This window comes from Peristeroidobacter soli, assembly GCF_004138485.1.
GTDB classification, from domain to species: Bacteria; Pseudomonadota; Gammaproteobacteria; order Steroidobacterales; family Steroidobacteraceae; genus Steroidobacter; species Steroidobacter soli.
Window position 1 is genome coordinate 1,609,156 of record NZ_ML142848.1, and the last position, 19,425, is coordinate 1,628,580.

Annotated in this window: 14 protein-coding genes and 1 pseudogene; 2 read left to right on the top strand and 13 right to left on the bottom strand. The window is 59.5% G+C overall.

Translation table 11 applies throughout. The features are described 5' to 3' along the window. Positions 1 to 2: 2 nt before the first annotated feature. From EKO19_RS06765 to EKO19_RS06785, 5 genes are all read right to left on the bottom strand, one after another. The gene (locus EKO19_RS06765; protein WP_157995142.1) at positions 3 to 860 is read right to left on the bottom strand and encodes a relaxase/mobilization nuclease domain-containing protein; all 858 of its coding nucleotides are present in this window, start codon (positions 858 to 860) and stop codon (positions 3 to 5) included. Positions 861 to 981: 121 nt separating this feature from the next. Next, positions 982 to 1,434 (bottom strand): plasmid mobilization relaxosome protein MobC, encoded by a 453-nt coding sequence (locus tag EKO19_RS06770; RefSeq protein WP_157995143.1) that lies wholly within the window; start codon positions 1,432 to 1,434, stop codon positions 982 to 984. A gap of 686 nt (positions 1,435 to 2,120) precedes the next feature. Next, positions 2,121 to 2,918, bottom strand: a complete 798-nt coding sequence (locus EKO19_RS06775; RefSeq protein ID WP_129775583.1) for a DNA methyltransferase — start codon at positions 2,916 to 2,918, stop codon at positions 2,121 to 2,123. 357 nt (positions 2,919 to 3,275) lie between these two features. Beyond that, on the bottom strand, positions 3,276 to 4,199 hold the full coding sequence (locus EKO19_RS06780; protein ID WP_157995144.1) for an ATP-binding protein: 924 nt from the start codon (positions 4,197 to 4,199) through the stop codon (positions 3,276 to 3,278). 169 nt (positions 4,200 to 4,368) lie between these two features. Beyond that, on the bottom strand, positions 4,369 to 5,145 hold the full coding sequence (locus EKO19_RS06785; RefSeq protein ID WP_129775585.1) for a response regulator: 777 nt from the start codon (positions 5,143 to 5,145) through the stop codon (positions 4,369 to 4,371). An 807-nt stretch (positions 5,146 to 5,952) separates the two neighbouring features. Between EKO19_RS06785 and EKO19_RS06790 the strand changes: the two genes are divergently transcribed. Together EKO19_RS06790 and EKO19_RS06795 are read left to right on the top strand one after the other, a co-directional pair. Next, positions 5,953 to 7,137, top strand: coding sequence for a hypothetical protein (locus EKO19_RS06790; protein ID WP_129775586.1), 1,185 nt, complete (start codon positions 5,953 to 5,955; stop codon positions 7,135 to 7,137). Further along, positions 7,115 to 10,276, top strand: coding sequence for an nSTAND3 domain-containing NTPase (locus EKO19_RS06795; protein WP_129775587.1), 3,162 nt, complete (start codon positions 7,115 to 7,117; stop codon positions 10,274 to 10,276). Before EKO19_RS06790 ends, EKO19_RS06795 begins: the two co-directional genes overlap by 23 nt. 381 nt (positions 10,277 to 10,657) lie before the next feature. Here the strand turns inward: EKO19_RS06795 and EKO19_RS06800 are convergent, their stop codons facing one another. From EKO19_RS06800 to EKO19_RS06835, 8 genes and pseudogenes are all read right to left on the bottom strand, one after another. After that, positions 10,658 to 10,912 carry a helix-turn-helix domain-containing transcriptional regulator gene (locus tag EKO19_RS06800; protein ID WP_217705153.1) on the bottom strand — a complete coding sequence of 85 codons (255 nt, stop codon included), beginning with the start codon at positions 10,910 to 10,912 and terminating at the stop codon, positions 10,658 to 10,660. A 40-nt stretch (positions 10,913 to 10,952) separates the two neighbouring features. Further along, positions 10,953 to 11,108, bottom strand: a pseudogene (locus EKO19_RS39460) (transposase); the annotation flags it as partial. A 114-nt stretch (positions 11,109 to 11,222) separates the two neighbouring features. Further along, positions 11,223 to 13,454, bottom strand: coding sequence for a S9 family peptidase (locus tag EKO19_RS06810; protein ID WP_129775588.1), 2,232 nt, complete (start codon positions 13,452 to 13,454; stop codon positions 11,223 to 11,225). A gap of 14 nt (positions 13,455 to 13,468) precedes the next feature. After that, the gene (locus tag EKO19_RS06815; RefSeq protein ID WP_129775589.1) at positions 13,469 to 16,573 is read right to left on the bottom strand and encodes a TonB-dependent receptor; all 3,105 of its coding nucleotides are present in this window, start codon (positions 16,571 to 16,573) and stop codon (positions 13,469 to 13,471) included. Between the two features lie 102 nt (positions 16,574 to 16,675). Beyond that, the gene (locus tag EKO19_RS06820; RefSeq protein ID WP_129775590.1) at positions 16,676 to 17,704 is read right to left on the bottom strand and encodes a FecR family protein; all 1,029 of its coding nucleotides are present in this window, start codon (positions 17,702 to 17,704) and stop codon (positions 16,676 to 16,678) included. Continuing rightward, positions 17,701 to 18,300, bottom strand: a complete 600-nt coding sequence (locus tag EKO19_RS06825; RefSeq protein ID WP_129775591.1) for an RNA polymerase sigma factor — start codon at positions 18,298 to 18,300, stop codon at positions 17,701 to 17,703. The genes EKO19_RS06820 and EKO19_RS06825 overlap by 4 nt, the downstream gene beginning before the upstream one ends. Positions 18,301 to 18,370: 70 nt before the next feature. After that, complete coding sequence (locus EKO19_RS06830) at positions 18,371 to 18,748, bottom strand: hypothetical protein (RefSeq protein ID WP_129775592.1); 378 nt, start codon at positions 18,746 to 18,748, stop codon at positions 18,371 to 18,373. A gap of 40 nt (positions 18,749 to 18,788) precedes the next feature. Then, entirely contained in the window at positions 18,789 to 19,415 is a 627-nt protein-coding gene (locus EKO19_RS06835; RefSeq protein WP_217705154.1) for an Sbal_3080 family lipoprotein, read from the bottom strand. Positions 19,416 to 19,425: the final 10 nt, after the last annotated feature.

Sequence of the window (19,425 nt, forward strand, 5' to 3'; positions counted from 1 at the left end):
CACTAGCGAACCAGCGGCTTGTCTTTCGACCGAACCTGGTGCAGATGCTCGATCAGCTCGTGCGCCAACCATCCCTTCTCTGTGCGCGGCGGCGGCATTCGGTTGACGAATCTCTCCACAGCATCCGCGAGTTGATGCTGTCCCTCAACGAGCAGCCGACCCCGAATGGCATTCCATCCGCTCACAACATCCTTTCTCGTCTGCTGCAGCCGCGCAGCGCCCGATCCATCCAGTGAGCCCGCTTTCAGTTCCCGAGCAACCTCATGCACTCGCGCAGCGATGCGTGACGACTCGCCCCGCTGAGCCGCTCTGAAAATCGAATCCAGCTTCGGCGCTCGGCTCTGCCCGCGAACGCTTCGCTCGGTCGCATTCGCCTCGACCCCATGCGCCCGCAGGTGGCGCGCAAACTCCTGGCGCCAGTGCCGCAGCGTAGCCTTGTGGATATTGAGTCGCACGCCGGATTCACTGACCGCCTTCACGACCACATGAACATGCGGGTGGGGCTCATCCGTATGCAGCACCGTCGCGTATCGATGCTGGAGCCCAAACTCCTCTCGGGCGAAGTCGCGGACGGCGGCGAGCACCTTCTTGGGTGGCGTGCCGGCCGGCATGGAGAAGATCAGCTTGTGGACTAGCTTCGGTGCGGCCCGCCGATTCGTAGCGGACAGCGCCGGGCGCTCTCGATCTTCGTCCAGGTCCAAGTCCCAATCCTGGATCAGGTGCCGCCCAACGCCCCGGCCGCTCAAACGCTCGCCGTCGTCCGTCTCGATCTCTAGGTCACCCCGCCGGCCGATGTAGTTGAAATGGGCGTTGACGCCATGGCTGGTACTGGCACCACCGCCGCCGGTCACCTTCACCATCACCTCAGGCGCGTGACCCACCGTGCGGGCGATTAGCGCAACCTCCGTGGGAGACAACCGGTCCCGCTGTGCCGGTCCTCGGCGAGCGTAGCTCGTCAGATCCCATATGGCTCCGCCACGATCAAGATCGAACGGTCTCATGGCCGGCCCTCCAGGCGCGTGAATTGGCCCTGATCAGATCCTTGGTGTGGTCGCGCATCGCCTCGCATACCTTGAGCATCATCCGGAGATCCTCTCGGCCAGGTCCTGCCAAGCCCGTTTGATGATGAGCCAGGCGAGTCAGCTGGTTGAGGTTGCGGCCGATCGCGCCCAGCTCGGCGACGGATCGCTTGAGCGCCATCAACTCCGCTTTGGGCAGCGGAGCCAGGGCCCGTAGGTGAGCCCGGACCAGGACTGAGACATAGGTGGCCGCCGGCATCTGTCGAGCTGCGGCTCGTTCCATGAGTAACAGCTGGTCTTCTTGATGCAGCCGGACATACAGCCGCGCCGCTCGCAATCGCCGCTCTGGCGATCTCAGAACATCTGCGTCGGCGTGGCTCACTCGCTGCACCGTCAGCTCGATGAGCTGCTTCAACAGGGCGGACTCAGTCATCTGCTGCTGTTCCGCGAAGCTGCGGAACTTCGCTTTCGTCTCCGGCGAGACGCGAGCAGCGATGAGAGGTGAGGTGCCCATGGACTGCAGTGTTAAACAAAAGCGGCCGCAGGCATATCCTGCAAATCGCGCTTTTTTCGGTCGAAACGCACCCGTCTCAATCGGCAGATTCTCAGCTCCGGGTGTGCCGCGGTGGCTGATGTCGGTTTCCTTTAATCATGGGACCGGCGCAATGAATGAAGGGACTGGACCCGTAAAGATGGTACTGGTCTCCGATTAGAGGACGCGGCGTCTCGGAAGGCCCATGATTTTGATGATCTTCCCCGCCCACGACCTGTGTTGGCTGGCATTCCGGCTAGTCCCATCTTTAAAGGGCCAGTCCCACAATTACGGGACACGCTCCAAGGGCCAACCTCTTGTTTGTGCCCGGACCGCGTCGACTGCTCAGTCCCGTAATTAAAGGAAACCGACACCTGAATGTGAATATTCGCGCAGAGTCTCGCCGACATGCTGAGATCGAGGAGGACGCATTTCAGAGCGGGACAGCTTTCAAACAGAGCCTCCACATGCGTTGCCGGTGCGCACGCGGTGAAGTCGCCCCCACTCCAAACGAATGGGCCGCGTGACACTTTGTGATGTTATGCGGCCCACATGCGGCAAAACTCAACTTACCACCCGTAATCCGCTTTGGCGCTCTCGACCACTCTAGCTACACCTTCCAACCGATGCTCACGCAGCGACTGGATGAACCCGTCAACGTCGGCGGGCACGAGATCCAATTCTTCCTGGTCCAGCACTGCCTGCATCGGCAGGGGCTGAGGAAGCCGAGCGTGCGCACGTGCCAGCCGCTCGCGGGCCACACAGCAGTAGCCCTGCTCCAGCTCAATCCCGAGATAGCGCCGGCCACTGACAGTGGCGGCGACCAGGGTGCTTCCTGAGCCCGCGAAGGGGTCAAGGACGAGCTGACCAGGGTGCGAGAATGCCTCGATGAGCGGCGTCAGGATCTGCACTGCCTTCTGCGTCGGGTGATCCGGATTGCCCGAATACACCCAGGGCTGAATGTCATCAATCGGCTCGGCCGGTATCTTCGGCGAGCCCTTCGCCAGCACATACGCCTGTTCGTAGCGGTAGTGGAGATAACGGGTTCGCGATGCGTAGTCTTTGGCCCAGACGATGTGACCGACTGGCCGGAACCCAGCCTGACGCCAGGCCCGGAAGAATGTGTCCACCTGGCCCCAACTGTAGAAGGAGATGCAGATGCTGTCGGGCTTTAGGACTCGATACAGATCCTTGAATGCGCCGAGGATGCGATTCGGATCATCGTCGTTCGCAATCATCCGGCCATTGCTGTCTTGATAGTGCACGCCATACGGTGGGTCGGTGACGACGAGATCCACAAACGAATCGGGCAGCCGGCGCAGCACGCGAGTGCAATCACCCTGAAGAACTTCGTTGATCGGGAACATGGCGGAGCCTCCGCTTTGCATCGGCAGGATTGCCGACGCGCGTTCCCAATCACGACGCGCGCAGCGGTCAAGGATCGAAGACCGCCGCAGGCGGCGAGTGCGTCTTGGCACTCGTCCTTGACGGTGAGCACGACGTGATAGGCTGAAAGAGCAGAGGCAACCCTACCGGTCCTTTTCGCCCTCTGGTCATTTATGGGGCACGAGATAGCATTTGCCTTCAGTAAGACCTCATTGATCGTGCGTTCATAGCGCGCCTCGAATGCCTCGTCCGATTGATTCAACGGCTCGTCGGCACTGGCAGCGTGAGGGCTGTGGCGAGGATCGCCCCGGCATTGACAATACATCCACGTCGCGCACCTACTCCCTCGCCGCTCCTGCCAATAGCTCAAAAGAAAACCTGTTTGTAGCCAAAGGAACGCCGCGGATTTTCTTATTCCCCACCAGCTGGCTCGATACTCGAATTTCGGATCCGTTGGCACGCGCGACGACTTGTGCCAGATATAGCCCGACGCCTCGCCCTTCTGCCACCTGGCGCGCCCACCGCCCGCGCTGCCGCTTGTTGAATATTGTTTGTATTTCGTCATCTTCGATGTACGGCCCTTGAGATTCGACCATCACTTCGACCGTATGCAGGCGTTCGGTGATAGCGATCCGAATTGCGCCCGATAAGCTGTACTTGACTGCGTTACTTATCAACGCGAACGGCACGAGCTTGAAACTATCGAACACGCGAACGTTCTTGAAGCTTTGGCCGCTAAGAAAAATCCGACTCCCGGCATCACCATCCTCGCCGTCTTGGATGCGGAACACATGCGCCAGCTTCAGCAACAACCCATGCAGCGAAATAAATGACTTTCTCCCAAACGAAGCTGCCGCCGGGTTGAAGTATATAGTCAGCAAATCAAATGAATCGCTCAGGAAACCTGCCGCCTTGACGAGAGACCGGAGATCTGAGTCGGCCCTCTGAAAGCGTTCCTCATCGGTGCCTTCGGGCAGTATTTTCGCCATCAGTCTGCCAGCGATTGTATCAATCTGACGGGCAAGCCGCGCCGGATCATGCAACGGCTCTAGCATCTCTGACTGACGCCCAAGAAACTCCGAATCGATTGCATGCAGGAGCTGCTCCACAGCCGCAACCTTGCTTTTCACTTCGTCTATGCTCGCAAACCTCCCTTTGAGGAACGGCTTCAAGACTTTATGCGCCGAATTTGGATTTCTTTCGCCCCGCAATCCGAAGAACGTGAGCCGGGCATTCCGGAGCGACACGACCACGAAGCTCATACCGTGCTCGCAAACGGCCTCGTCGACCAGACGATCCGCACGAGCGCACTGTGGCGCGCCGCCACACTTTGATGCGCACCGAGATGATCGCGGCATGACCGTACCGTCATATATCTTGTTCTCAACCACGAGAGGCCAAGGAAAGGACACTGCCTTCGTGTCTAGGAGATCAACGATTCGCATTGCGCAACACTCGGACAATATCCCGCACTACAGACCTTTCTTCACGACCATTGATCAGAGGCCAAACGAATTTGCCGAGGATCTGCTCACTTTCAGTTCCGCTCGCACTGGCCAGAGCTATATGCTTCAGTATGCGACGTCGCGAGCGACGCGGCACTGACATGAGGGAAGCATCGAGCGCACTGGCGAGACGCGGCGGATCCAGTTTTTCTCTTAGGGATAGATCGATAACATCTCTGCATTCATTAGCTCTTAAAGGCTTTTTCTTGTAATCGTTTGCCTGTTTGAAGAACGTCGTCGCCGTTGGATCGAATGACCTGCTAGACACTGCACAAATTTGCTGACGCGGGTTCTCCTCTCGCAAGCGTGCAATCAGTTTCAATCCTCCGTTCTCAATATCATCCTTCACCACACCGTGCATATCTAAGAAAACGACATCGTATTCCGCCAAATGATGGATATCGCTCAATCGAACACTCTTGTAGCTCTTGACGTGGTAACCGTCGCGACGGAGCTCTTCCACCGGGAAATCAGCGATGTTGTCATCAACAATCGCAACCTCTCCCACATCCTTAACTGTAGAAGAATCCCACGTTGGCATGAAACTCTCGACAAGAGCAGCAGCACTCGAATGCCCGCCGACTAGCCTGATCGCCTTCCGAAGAATCAAAGTCAACGTGAACAAAGATCCCCCTATGGTGATGACGTTAGCCATCCAACCCAACTCTCCGAGCCATGCCCTTATTTCTCCGAAAGCGGTCATCCGTAGCTTTCCTCCGTGATTCTTAAGCAAACGTGTCTTTGATCGAGTGTTGAGAGCCCACTCGGAAATCGCCAATGGCGGGAAGTGGGTAAAAGCCAGGCTCCGGCTCCCCAGCCGCCCGGAGGCATTGCCTCTAGCGCTCAAGCATTATTTGATCGAGTGTTTCGGTTTGCGCGCCGACAGCCAATCTCCGAGAATCTCTCCGCAGGCGGCTTTGCCGGATTATGACCATCACCGCACCACACTAGTCTGGTACGGAATTCTCAGTTCATGGCGTTCGTGTGATGAGACTTTGTTCTCTTGTTGCGGAATTCACTATTTATCCGACCTTCCCTTACCCGCGGCCATATCCCTGAGCCAGCCTTCGCAAGTCCCGAACGAAGGCTCACAACCCGCGGCCAACCGCCGGGGTCGTGCAAACCTCAACTGTGAGGCGTCTACGGCAGCAGCACTCCCGATGACCGGGCAAGTCGCCCATAAATTCTTTATCGATTGTCCCTTGCGCCACTGACTCGCGGGCCCGATCACAGCGACTTCGTCATCATAGAGGTGGAGCATTGTGTCGGGTTGTTGTATAGATCCGGCATCTCGGGTGCATTGCCATCGCCCCATTCTCAAGGAATCGATGTTCGTCCCCACCTGGTTTGACGATGAACTGGACAACGAGTGATGCGGTTTCAGAAATCCCACGGGCTTACGGAATCAGAGCGCGTCCTAGCGAATCTCTGCGAGGGCTCCTTCCTGCGGCTTTGGACGTATCCCAACCTCTATAAGAAGCTCAATAAGGAGCTAGCGGATCTACTAGTAGTGTTCGGAGACGATGTGGTCATATTTTCGGACAAGTCCTGCGTATACCCCGAAAGCGGCGATACCACGCTGGACTGGACACGCTGGTTCAGACGGGCCATCGCCGCCTCTGCACATCAAATCCAGCAGGCTGAACGATGGATTCGCGCGAATCCTGACAAGATCTTTCTCGACGCAAAATGCATACGGCAACTGCCGATTCCCATGCCGAGCAGCGACCGCATACGCATTCATCGCGTTTGCGTGGCGACGGGTGCAGCGCACCGGTGTCTCGCCGAGACAGCCCGTCCGAGCCTCGCTCTCGACCTGTCGATCCGGGGAGACGCCATGCCGCTTACCCTGGGCCGAGTGGACGAGGTGTCCGGGCATCTGCATGTGCTCGATGAAGCAAGCCTCACTTCCGTCCTTAATGAACTCAGCACGACTGCAGACTTCATTGCATATCTTGTTGCGAGAGAAGAACTCGTGAGCCGAGGTTTCTTTCAGTCTGCCCGAGCAGAGGTTGACGTGCTGGCAGAGTATCTGTGGCACAACCGCTCATTCCCCGCAGTCGCAGTCCCGTACAGCTTACGCGCAGGCTTATGGGAGCAATTGCTAGCGGACCCGACGTATCAAGCCGGACGTCGTGAAAACGCGGTGAGCGCTTTCTGGGATGGGCTCATAGAGTACGTAACCGATCACTATCTCGAAGGTAGCCTCGAGTTCGGCAATGACGTGGAGATGAGCCAGTACGAGGCACTTGCGCGGACAATGGCAAGCGAGAATCGCTTCTATCGCCGCATACTTTCAAAATCGGTACTGGAGCGTGCAGATAAGGCTAGGGAGCGAATGATCTCAAGTCTTCTTCCTTCAGGACAACAGGACGTCTTCTACGTCCTGCTCATTGGCCCTGGCGCACAAAGCGGTGACTATGGCGCGTATCGCACTGCCCGAGGTCAGGAGTTGCAACTCCGATGTTATGCCGCGAAGGTCGTGCGACCAGAAGCCCGCATCATCGTCGGCATCGCTCTGGATGCTCGCGGGCTAGACGGAGGCTCGGAGGATTTCGTGTTCCTAGACACTGCGAATTGGACGCCCGATGACATGGAACGTGCGGCGCGCATCCGGAACCAGCAGAAATACTTTGTCCCGGGTCGGGTCATTGAGAGCCGAATGAACGAGGATGAGTATCCCGGCGCTCACTAATCCAGAGAAATACGAGAAGACTGTGGACGATCGCGAAAAGCAAATTCCAGCGCCGAAATCTTGGGTAACGTTTGAAGATCTTTGCCACTCGCTTTTCAAGACCATATGGCGAGACCCACTTGCGCAGAAGAACGCTCGCGCGGGTCAGCCTCAACACGGCGTAGACATCTTCGGCTCTCCAGGCGGCCTGTACGGGAGTTACCAGGGAGTTCAATGCAAAGGCAAGGAGGCACAGTTCGGAGCCCAGGCATCACTTACCGAGATCGAAGCAGAAATCAGAAAGGCTGAGAAATTTGCACCTACGCTTGACCACTGGATCTTCGCGACAACAGCACCGGTAGACGGGCCGCTACAACAAGAGGTGCGAAAGATCTCTCGAACGCGAAGGGAGACAGGTCGCTTCACGGTGACTGTTCTCGGCTGGGGCGACATAGAGACCTTGCTCTGCGAGCACAAGAGTGTGCTCAAGACATTCTATCCCGAACTGGCCTTTGACATCGGGACCCTGCTCGATCGGCTCCAGAGCATGCCTCACGGTTTGGAGGTTCGAGAGCTTCTTGAGACAGTCAAAGGGCTGGGCACTTCAGGCCACCTGGCCCCCGGAATCCCAGTCTCTCCATGGAGACTCATTGAGTTCGGCGCAGGTCGGGATCTGGGTCCCGCGCTCTTGGGACGCCCGCTTGGGCCAAATGACGTGGCTGCCTGCCCGAAACTGGAAGAGGTGGACACGGTCCTTGCCGAGCTTAAGAACGCATTCTATGTTCGAATCGTTGGGGAGCCGGGCGCCGGCAAGTCAATCTGCGCATTTCAGGCAGCGATGCAATTGGCTGCAGATGGTTGGTCCGTTCTTCAGCTAAGAGATCCTCGCGCTCATTCCATCAGCTTAGTCAACCCAGATTCGGATCGGCCGACACTCTTCTTCATCGACGATGCCCATCTAACTGATCCCGCTACACTAGCCTCCGCAGAAGCAGCAGCCGGCTCGAAGCGATATCTCATCTCCGCACATAATGGAATCGACCGCGAAGGACCGTTCCGGGGCTGTGTAGTTATTGATGCCAAACGCGCCGTGCGAACGATAGCGACTTCACTTCGGTCCAATCCTGCACAAACCCTTGCCGTCGTTCAACGCGCAGACGATCACGTCGGCGAGTTAATGACGTACAGTCCTATCGAAGAGCGAATTGATCATGCAGAGAGAACCGCCAAGTTCCCTTGGCAGTTCTGCTTCATTCTCGGAGGAGGGTGGCGAAGAGCAAAGCAAGCAGCAGACAAAGCGCGGGCGAAGCGCGCCGATATCGTGCTCGCCGCTGCTGCAATTCATCAGCTAGCCTCGCGAGACTCCCCCCCAACGCTCGGGAAACTGACAGAGCTTCTTGAAGTGGCGGATATCAGTGCCAGCCAAGCGCACGAAGCACTGCAATGGCTGGTAAATGAACGGTTACTACTCGACCTAACGGACTTGCGTTGCCCTCACCAACGGTTTGCTATCGTAGTGCTCGGCCAGATCCTGGCCACGGAGGAAAAGACGGGCAGAGATCGCATTGGACGCATCCTTTGCCATGTGATAAACGACATCTCGCACCCAATCGCCGGCCTCCGTTTGCTGCTTCATGAGTTCTCTTTTTGCGGTTCTGGCCAATATTCGTGGACGCATCTAGTTCCGAACGACAGTCTCAAGCCTCTCATCGAGAGGTGCTGGAAAGCATCCGGGCCAGAGGAACGAATGTTTGCAGCGCTGCTGATCAGCGAACTCGGCATGTACAACAAGGAGTGGCCGAAAATCCTTTTTAGTGACTCTCAGAGAATCCAGGTTATCGCCACGTGGATCTCTAATCTATCTCCACCCATCGGATATGGTTTGGCGCGACTGCTACATGCAGTTCGACACAACAACAACGATGCGCTTGCTACAAAGATCGTTGAAGCAGCAGATCCACGCACGGTGGCGGCAGCGATATCCTTGGTTACGCCGACGACGGCGTATCATCTAAGCGAGTTCTTGTCCGCCGCCAGGATTAGGGACACGACTCAATGGGGACAGAACGTCTTGTCGATCATTGAACGTGAAGCACTCATCGGACTGGCCAAAACTTGGCCACCATCGGAAGGCGCCAGCGGATTTGCAGCATTCTGTAAGAGCCTTGTTTGGACAGACGAAGACCTGCTTCTCAACATGGTCGAGGCATTCGTTCCAATAGCCCACCAACTACTGTCAGCTGATCCGATCTCTGCATTTCGCGACCTAGATGATATTGCATGGCATGTGCTGCGGGTTCTCGATCCGCTGAAAGTCTATGTGGGACAGTATGGCCCGAAATCTCGCCATCGCAAGATCGCCGCAAAGATGCTTGGCGGCATCAAGCCCGATCGCGTCGCTGCGCAAATCTCTTCGGCACGCCTTCGCGACTTTCAAAGTGTCTCGTTCTTGCTGTCGTTCATGGCGCGTGCGGCGCGTAAGAAATTCGAGGCGACTGCCGCAGCTATGGACTGGACCAAGATCTCTGACACCATTGGAGCACATTGGCGCGGCCTGCCCCATGATGCCGAAGTGTTTATCGCAGTCGCCTATTCGGCGACTTCTGCAAGGAATGCGGTTCTGACGATGATTGAAAACAACATGACACGCATGGAGGTGATGCCAGCACGACTTGCTCTCATGGCACCTTCATTAGCATATAAATACGTGGAGCAAGATGGTGTCATCGGGTTGGCCCACGGCGACCATGTCCAATGGCGCTTCGGAGTTGGAGTTATCGCTTACTTCGCCAGAGATCGTTCTGATCTACTCGAACGGCTCTTGCGCCCAGCCGAAGCACCGACGTCGAGCGTCCTTTCGAACGTCCACCCAAGCTGGTATAAAGATGCCGCTGAGTACATCGAGATCCTGTCCGAAGTAGCGCCACAGAGCATGCAGCGCGTGCTTGACGGCGTCGACGTGAGCCGAGCTAGAGAAGGTTGGAGTAATGCCTTAGCTGCTGACAGCGGGGCGAGGCGCACAATTGCACTGCTGGTGGAAGCCAGCTCGGGTCGCTGTGATGAGCTAGGGGATCTGGCACGTGACTTACGCCTACGCTTCCCGAAAGCCTCCCTCGCGAAGCGGAAGAAGCGTGAGCGGATATCCGAGCGTGAAGCTTGACACCGCCGTTGGTTCTTGCGGGACTTGCGAACTAGCGACCATCTTGGTGAGATTCGCATCAGTGACCGGCGAGACTCGACGTACCAACTCGGCGAACGCTGTGGCGATCAGAAGTGCCCGCAACGTTACGCGCGTTCTCTCCACCGAACGCCAGTGCCAAATCCAGTGCCAAACTCGGGGATTTTTGAGGTGTTCCGGGGATCTACATCCAACCACAATTCCGTAACTTACGAATTCTCCGATTCGCGGTCGAGTTTTCGAGTCCCTCCCTTCCATCATCCCTCACCTCAAGCCGCTGATTTCAGCGACAGCCGCAAACCCAGCGCCTTGCTGATTCTGACCACCGTCTCGAACGAGAGCTCCGAGCCAGGCGCCAGGGCTTTACACAAGCCCGCGCGAGTCATTACCCGTATCGTTCGCCAGCTTCATGATGCCTCGTGCGCGAGCGATGTCATTTAGCACCGCCGTGATATAGGCAGGATCATCAGCCGCGTCCTCCATCGCCGCTTCCAGGTAAGCGGCCATGTCCCCCTCGCTCTCGAGGTAATTCGCCGCATCCCAGCGTCGATATCCGGCGGGCAGCTGTTGTTTGGCGCGCACCTTGGCGCGGGATTTGGTTCGAGCCTTTGTTGCCACGGGTCAGCCCTCCAACTCAGCCACCATCTTCAGCACGCGATAGATATCCGTCGCCACGTTTGCTGATTGAACCCAGACGCCGAATATCGCCGGAGGAATACTCCCGCGGCGTCACCCCGCGTATCCACCTCAAACGATCGGCCCGAAGCTCTCGCGATGACTGATCGAGTGCATATATCGATCTCGACCGCTGCACACGCCCAGCCAGCCTGATGAGAATCAATCGCCTCCGCGGCAGGCCTTCACTCCTCGATCAGAACCCGGTTCCTCGCCGTAGCAGCGTTGCTCGATTGTCAGCGAAGCCGACGAATCAGACCTCCCCTAGCCGAAGATGCTGGCGAAAGAACTCAGTCACGCGTTGGAACGCGTCAGTGGCGGTCTCACGCTTGACCCGCGTGTGTCCTTCATCGGTATAGCGCACCAAGGTCACCTCACGGCCTTCGGCCCGCAACACGCTGTACTGCGCGACCATCTGCATGATCCAGGTGCTGTCGAAGTCCCCGACCAGCAACAGCATCGGAGTGGTGACATCGCGCATGCGGAAGATGGGCGAGACAGCCACGTAATCGTCGAAGTTATCGAACACGTTGCCGCCGGTGGCCGGGTCCATCCCTCGCGTGGTGCTGACAGTGAGATCCAGCGCCATGCCGATAGCATTGCTGATCCCCGACTGCACAGCCGCGGCGGCCAGCATTTTGGTCTCGGTGACGAGCATGTTCGCCAGCCAGCCGCCGTTGCTGAAGCCATAGATGCCGACGCGCGCCGGATCGACGATGCCTTGGGCGACCAGCGCGGCGACGCCGGACTCGAAATCGTCCACCATTTTTTTCACGCCCTTCGCGCCGACGGCTTCGCTCTGATATGCCTCGCCGCGCGTGAACCAATACCTGCCGTGGGGAGTGCGAATCGCCGGTCTGAAAATCACGAAGCCTTGCGCGGCCATCAACTGGCCCGTGTCTTCCACCAGGGCGGACAGCCTGAACCGGTCTCGCGCCTGATTCGGATACGCATCCACGATCATGGGATATCGCTCACCGCTGCGATAACCGGGCGGCAGAATGACGACGCCGTCGACCTCCTCGCCGCTTTTGTTCTTCCAGGTGATCCGCCGTTGCTCGCCCAATGCGAGCTGGGCGATCTGCGGATTGGCGTCATGGATCACCCGTGCCGGCGCATTCGGCTCGGATATCACCAGCCGCCCTTTGAACGTGCCGGATTCCGCCCAGAACGCGAGCGACCGGTCAGCGAGGAAATCGAACCCCGTCACCTGCCAATCGAAGGTCTGCGTCGGCGTAAATTTGTTGGAGCGCGGCTCGTAGGACCACACGGTATCCACGAAGCGATCACCCAAGCGAACCGTTGCACTCCCCTTGCGGCCAGCCTGCAGTTCCAGCACCGGCTGCCCCGCCGGAGTCTCGATGGAACGAGTGCGGCCACTCGCCGTCTCGATCACGGCCAGCCGGGGAAAGCCGGAAAGTTTTTTTCCTGTTTCAGTCACCGCGATCAGTCGGCCGGGATCCGACCACACCAGGGTACGAATGCGACCCAGCGGATCGGCGGGCAACAACCGCTCCCGCCCGGTGCGCACGTCATATAACGCCACGGTGCTGTTCTTGGGCGAGCCCAAGGCACCGTAAGATTCGTTGCTTTCGGTCGCGGGAGTGATGTCCGCGATGCTGGCGATGGTGCGGCCATCGGCGGACCAGGCCGGGCAGAAATACTGCGCGGCCGTGCCGGAAACAAATTTCGTTTCACCGGAGGTGGTATCCAGCACGGCGATCCGATTGGCGATGGACTCCGGATCCCGCGTACCTTGATTCATCGCCGCGACGAATTCCGGGTCGCTGCCGAACCAGACCGTCCAGTCATCGGGTGCGCGCAATACCCCGGCGTTGGCGGCTCGATTCTTGAAGATTGCCTCCAGCGAGCTGCGTCGATCGCTGGGGTGCGATTTGACGACATACACGCCCGGCAGCGTTGCATCGACGGGTGGAAGGCCCTTGAGCGACATCGCCACGGTGACGAAGGCAATGGACCGTCCATCGGACGACCAGGAAGTCCGGTGCGGGCTGCACGCAGCCCCCAAGGTCTTGCTCTGAGTGATGCCTGTCGGCAGTGTCGTCCCCTGCACTTCCGTGTCGGCGGCCATCGTCCACACATGCAGCTGTGTGTGACCGCTCTTGCGCGAGAAGAACGCGAGCTTCTTGCCGTCCGGCGACCACTGCGGTGAATGACCATCGAGGCGCTTGAGCTCGCGCCCATCCTTGGCCTCGACGATGCGAATGCCGCCGCTCTCCTCCACCGCCAGCACCGGCCGAGTCGGATGCGCCGCGATCGCACCGACGCCTTTGATGGCGAAGGCATCATCGAGAGTGATCTGCCGCAGGCCAGCTTCATCGGCCGCGGCAGGATGTAACAGACCGGCGGCCAATCCCACCGTCAGGCAAATCTTCGTGAATACAGTCTGCATGGAAGTAGTGCTGCTGAAACGCGCTCCAGCGCGGCGGGCTGGCATCGAGTACATCTGTGTGGCGGTTTTCATGTTCTATCCCTGGTTCAGAAGCGCTTCTTGATGCCGAGCCAGTAGCTCGCCAGCCTCGGGTCACCGAACGTGCTGTAGTAACCGTTGTAGGTGTTGTTGGCGTCGAACGGCGGTTCCTTGTCGAACAGATTCTTGATGCCCAGCGTGATGTCGGTGTCCGCGAGCACCGCGACCCTGGAATCGTCGGCGAAGCGATAGGTCGCGAACACATCGTGATAGATCTGGCTGGGCACCCGCCCGCCGTTGCCCTGCCATCGATTGATGGTCGGCGTCAGCCCCGCGACGTAGGAATCGAAATATCTGGCGGCCCAGCCGGCGGACCAGGCGCCGTGACGCCAGTTCAAGCCGATGTTGCCTTTGAGCTTGAGCGGATTGGCGCTGGTGATATTCACGTTGTTGACCGACACGCCATTGGGCAGGAACTGCTGCACGAATTCCGTCTGCAGCGAGGCAAACACGAACGGCATGAAGGTGCCGAACGCGGTATCCCACTCATAGTCGGCCTGCAGATCGAACGCTTCGACCCGCGCCTTCGCAACGTTGATGAGCGTGCCGTCCACCGCGATGATGGGTCCGGCCCAACCGGCTGGATCGTCCGGCAGATTCGCGCCACGAGTGATGCGGTCGGGAAAATAATTGACCAGCGTCTCGACCGTGGGCGTGGTGATGATGTCGCTCTTCTTGATCTTGGTGTAGTCGAGCGACAGGCGCAGCCCGGGCACGATCGTCGGCGTGAAGATGATGCCCGCCGACCAGCTCTGCGATTCTTCCGGCGTCAGATCGGGATTGCCGCCGCTGATGTAAGACACGGTGCCGAGCGGCAAGCCGCCTCGCAGCGGATCGGTCCCCAGGCCCGGACTGACGATAGGAGCGCCGGGCACGACCTGGCCCACGCTGGGCGGCAGGAAGCCGGTGCCATAACTGGCGCGCAATGTGACATCCCGTATCGGTTGATACAGCAACGCGAAGGTCGGATCGGTGGAGGCGACTTCATTGGTGCTGCGGACGATGCCGGAGATCTCGCCACTGGGCGGGATGATGATGGTCGCATTCGATCCCCGAATGGTGTAGTCGTCGCGTCGCACGGCAAGTTGCAGCTCCAGCGACTGCACGCCAGGGAGGCTGTTGCGTGCGGATATCCAAGGCAGGCGCAGCTCCGCGTACGCGCTGCGAATCGACTGAGAGCGGCTGGGATAGAAATAGCGAACGAATTCGCCGGCGCCGCTGAAGTTGGAACTGTTGCCGGTGCCCAGCAGCTCTTCGCGATACTCCGCCAGTACCGTCAGTTGCATATCGCCGCCAGGCAGTGCCCATAGCGGCCCGGCGACACGCCAGCTCGCGGCCTTGAGCGTCACGTCGAAATGGCCGCGTGAACCCGCGGCACTATCCAGGTAAGGCAGAAAGTCGAGCGGATAAAGCGCCGTATCTCGCAGCAGGTCCATCCTGCCATCGTTCACTGCGGCCCTCGGGCCGGACAAGTTCGATGCAAACTGACTGGCATAGTCGAATTCCGCGCGAGCCCAGGTGTAGTCGAGCGCGGTCATCCAACTGCGCGGTAGCTTGACGATCAAGCCGCCCACGAGACTGCGCTGTTCGGTTTCGGATTGCAGCCTGCGCAACTCCGACACGCTCGCGGCGGTCACCCGAATGTCCTGTTGAAACGGATTGTTCGGTGACGCCGCGGGCACCGTGTAGACGGTGTTGGCCTGGCCGATGATGGCGTCGAGATCGAAGCGCTGCCGGCTCTGCGAAGCGTTGGCCTGCAAGAATCCTCGCAGGTTCGGCGTGATCTCCTGACGCACGGTGAGCGCCAGAGATTTGAGCTGAGGATCCTGACCCATGCGCGCATTGCGGCCGCCGACCGTCTGCGCCGAGTAAGCCGGCTGGATGTTATAAGTACCGGCCTGCCCCACCAGCGCGGCGCCACCGTCACCGGACGACAGTCCCACGTAACCGGCCGGCACATGCGTGATCGGCGAGCCGAGTGGCGTGCCATTGTCCAACACCAGATTCTCACCGGTCACGCTGCGGATGTTGGGCGTGGCGCCGAGCACCGGGTCGCCGACCAGTTCGACGGCGCGATAGTTGTTGCCACTATTGGCCAGCACGCGCTGACGGCCACGCAGCCAGAAATTGCGATCGCCGTAACTGGGTTGATCGCCTTCCATGTAAGTGCCCGCCATCATGACGTTGGTCGTGCCGCCAAACAGGTTCACTCCGGCAGCCATGTCCACCCGCTGATTCGGCGCGTCGGCGCGAACCGAGTCCTCGTATCTCACATTGACCTCGGCGCCTTCATAGTCACGACGCAAGATCACGTTGACGACACCGCCGGTGGCGCTGCCGCCGTAAATGCCTGAAGCCGTCGTCGGCAGCACTTCGATACGTTCGATGGCAGCCAGCGGAATGCCGTTGAGATCGGCTTGCGCGGCGTTGCCAAAGTTGGGGAAGCTCGGCTGCCGGCGCCCGTCGACCAGGATCAATGTCTGGGCCGCGCCCAGACCGCGCAGGTTGATGCTCGAATTGTTGGCGAATGCCGCGGCCGTCTGCTGACTCAGCAGGGTCGACTGGGTATTCATGGTCAGGCGCTGCTTGAGAAAATCTTCGATGCTCACGGCGCCCGAATGTTCGAGCTGGACCTGATCGAAAATGGTGTAGGGCTGCGGATCGTCGCGATCGCGCCGGATATCCATGTTGAGCACGCGCGACCCGGTGACCAGGATTTCCGGCACGCCTCGCAGTGTTGGATTGATATCGCCGGCATTCGCGCGGGGCTGCAAAGGCTCCACCGCAACCGCATTGGCGGAGATCACCCGAAAGCGTAGACCACTTCCCTGCAACAACGCTTGCAGTGCCTCGCCCACGGCGTGCTCGCCTGAAATCCCCGGAGACGTCAAACCGGTGAGATCCGCGCTCGCGGTCATCACTTGAATCTTGGCTTGTTCGGAGAATGTCAGCAGTGCCGCCGACAGCGACTGCGACGGAATGGTGAACGTATATCTAGCAGTCAGCTCCGTGGTGCTTGCTGCCAGCGCGCTCCCGGAGAAAACGCTAACGGGGAAAATGCTGGCGGTGGCCAGCAGGGTGCAAAGCCGAAAGTCACGTAGCGTCGCGGTCATGTCATCTCACGTCTATTTATTTGCCGAGTGATGTAGAACATCACCTCCCTGTCGTTTAGACGTGTGACGAAAATATTGTGGAAATGGTTTCGAGGGTTGCCGTCACGGCCGTGGCTGCAGCACGATTCGATCGGGATGCGATTCATCCACGCTCACTTTGAAAACCACTTGCACGCCCTTCAACCAGTCATCGACGCTGTCGTCGAACACTGTGCCGGTGAAGCGCAGCTCCTGCAGGCTCGGGTGTCCCAACACGATGGGCTTGCTGGTATATCGGCTCAGGCTCGCCACCACGACACGCAGAGGTTCCTCCTCGAAGCGCAGGCGGCCCCGTCGCCACACCACGTCCTGCTCGGTGTGAACGGCTTGCGGCACGGCTTGCAGGTGCCCCTGATCGAAACGAATCCGTTCGCCGGCCTTCACTCGCAACCTTGGCTCCACGTCCGCCGCGCCACTCTCGGCCAGCGCGTTGACTTCGACAACGCCCTCGGTGACGACCACCGACACCATCCCCGCCTCGCGCCGAACCGAAAACGCCGTGCCGATCGCCTTGACGCTGACCGGCCCCGCCTCGACGACGAACGGCCGCGATGGGTCATGCTCGACCCGATAGAACACTTCGCCCTCATCGGCGATGACCAGGCGTCGCTGCGGCGAGAACTGCACGTCCACGCCCGTCAGTCCCCCCAGCTCGATGCGAGATCCATCGGACAGCACCGCGGATTGCTGCTCTCCTCGAGCCGTCGCGATGCGTTGTTCCTCGCTACCGGTCAACCATGCCATCGCAGGATCGAAGCCGACGACCAGCAGCGCCATGGCGCACGCCGCGAAGCCAGTGATGAGCGCCCACACCGGCGGCTGGACGATTCGCCATCTCTTGGGGGAAGGCGCCGTGCCGGGTAGCAGCTCGGCCAGCTCCTCCGGCCGCGGCCAGGGCTGCGGGTCCACTTGCCCGGCGGTGTCCCAGATCTCCTGCACCGCTTCGAACGCCTCTCGATGCGCGGGGTCCGCTTCGATCCATTGCAACCATGCCAGGTGCAATTCGGAGTCCGCCTGCCGCGAACGGATGCGCAGAAACCAGTCTCCCGCTTCTTCGAACAGCGCCGTCGACACTTCGTGCCTGCCGCTCATGACGACGAACCTCCGTTGTCCTCGTGCCGCTTCCTGACTTTGTCCAGTGCCGCTCGACAGCACAGCATGCCTTGCAAGATGTAATTCCGGACCATTCGCTCCGTGACTCCCAGACGTCCAGCGACTTCGTCGATGTCCAGGTCGGCGAAGCGATGTAATAAAAAGGCGTAGCGCGGCTTGGCGGGCAGCGACTCGAGCGCCACTGCGATCACGCGCAGTTCGTCCTCCGCGAGCGCCCTGCGGTCGGGCGAGATTTCATCCACTCGGGGATCGAAGACCGGATCTCGGTGGGCCGCCAATCGTACCGAGGCGCTCCGCAATCGATCCGTGGCAATGTTGAGCGCGGTACGGAAAAGATAGGTCCGCAAATAGCTCACGGTGCCGGGCCGATCCAACTGCAGCAGGCGTACGTAGGCCTCCTGGGCCACATCCCTCGCCTCCTGGTTGGAGCGCAGCTTGGCCCGCAGCAGTGCGATCAATGCCGCGTTATGTTCTTCGAACAGGCGAGCGAGATCTGACCCCATCCCCGTGGGGGCGGGATCCGGTCGCTCTTCGCTGCCACTGGCCTCTTCCGGCTGTCGATTCTTTGCGCTCATGACGCCGCAGGTTGGGAGCGGGACGCTCCTCACCTGAGTTTAGACGGCCGAGACGCGTTTTCTGGAAATGCTACGCGGTACTTGCCGGAACGCCTCTGTGGCTCGATACGGGCACCGTTCTCGACCGCAGCGTGACGCCCGAGACCAGCAGTGCGAGCCACTGCTGATCCTGAACTCCCGCCCGCGCCGACCAGGCCAGCCCCATCTCATCGCCTTTGACGCTCACGGACATTGGAACAGAGCCGTCCGGCAGGAGCGTCATCAGCCCGACCGCCTCTAAAGAGGCAGCGGATTCGCGAACCACCCGGAACAGCGCCCAGCCGTCGACGGCGAGGTCTTCCAACCCCCAAAGCATGGCGTAGATGGCGGCGGCCACATCGGCACCCGGCTCATCGACACGAATCTGAATTGGGAACAGTCGCAGCAACTGTTGACGAACCGATTCCATAGTCGATCAACCCTCCCTGTGGTAGTCGTCACGCCGCCCTTCATATCTCCGCGAGGATCGCCTGCTTCCTGGCGGCGAACTCTTCGTCGGTGATCAATCCCTGGTCATGCAGTCTCTTCAGTTCCTGCAGGCGAGCGCTGCGATCGGGTGTCGGGGTCGTGGCTGCCGATTCAGTCTGTACAGGAACCAGGATGGGGCCCACGCTCACCGAGCCGAACAACTCGTCAATCAGTGGCCGAATCTTGTCTGCGGTACGGCCAAATTTGTCCAGGCGCGCGCCGCCCCGGCGGGCGTCGTAGAAAGCGGAGCCGGCAACGCCCTTGGCGTCGTAAACAAGAAACGAGGCATAGTGCAGGTACACCCCCACATCCCACCGCCAGAGTGCTTTGTATTCAAGGTAGTGCGAACACTCAGCGGGCCTCTCACCGGTGTAAACCTGGGTGGGAATGTGTTTCGCTTCGAGCTGGCGCTGGATCTCAGGCTGGAATTCGTCCATCAAAACGTCCTTGTTATCCAGCACGCACACCTGGCTGACTTGCGGCGGCTCTATCGGCGTGACCGTTTTGGTAATGGAGCATCCGGACATGCCCGCGCAGGCCGCCAGCAGAGCGAACACTCGAATCCGGCACATCTGCAACTCCCTTGCGAATATGGAAGCAGCTGACATTCTGCTCATT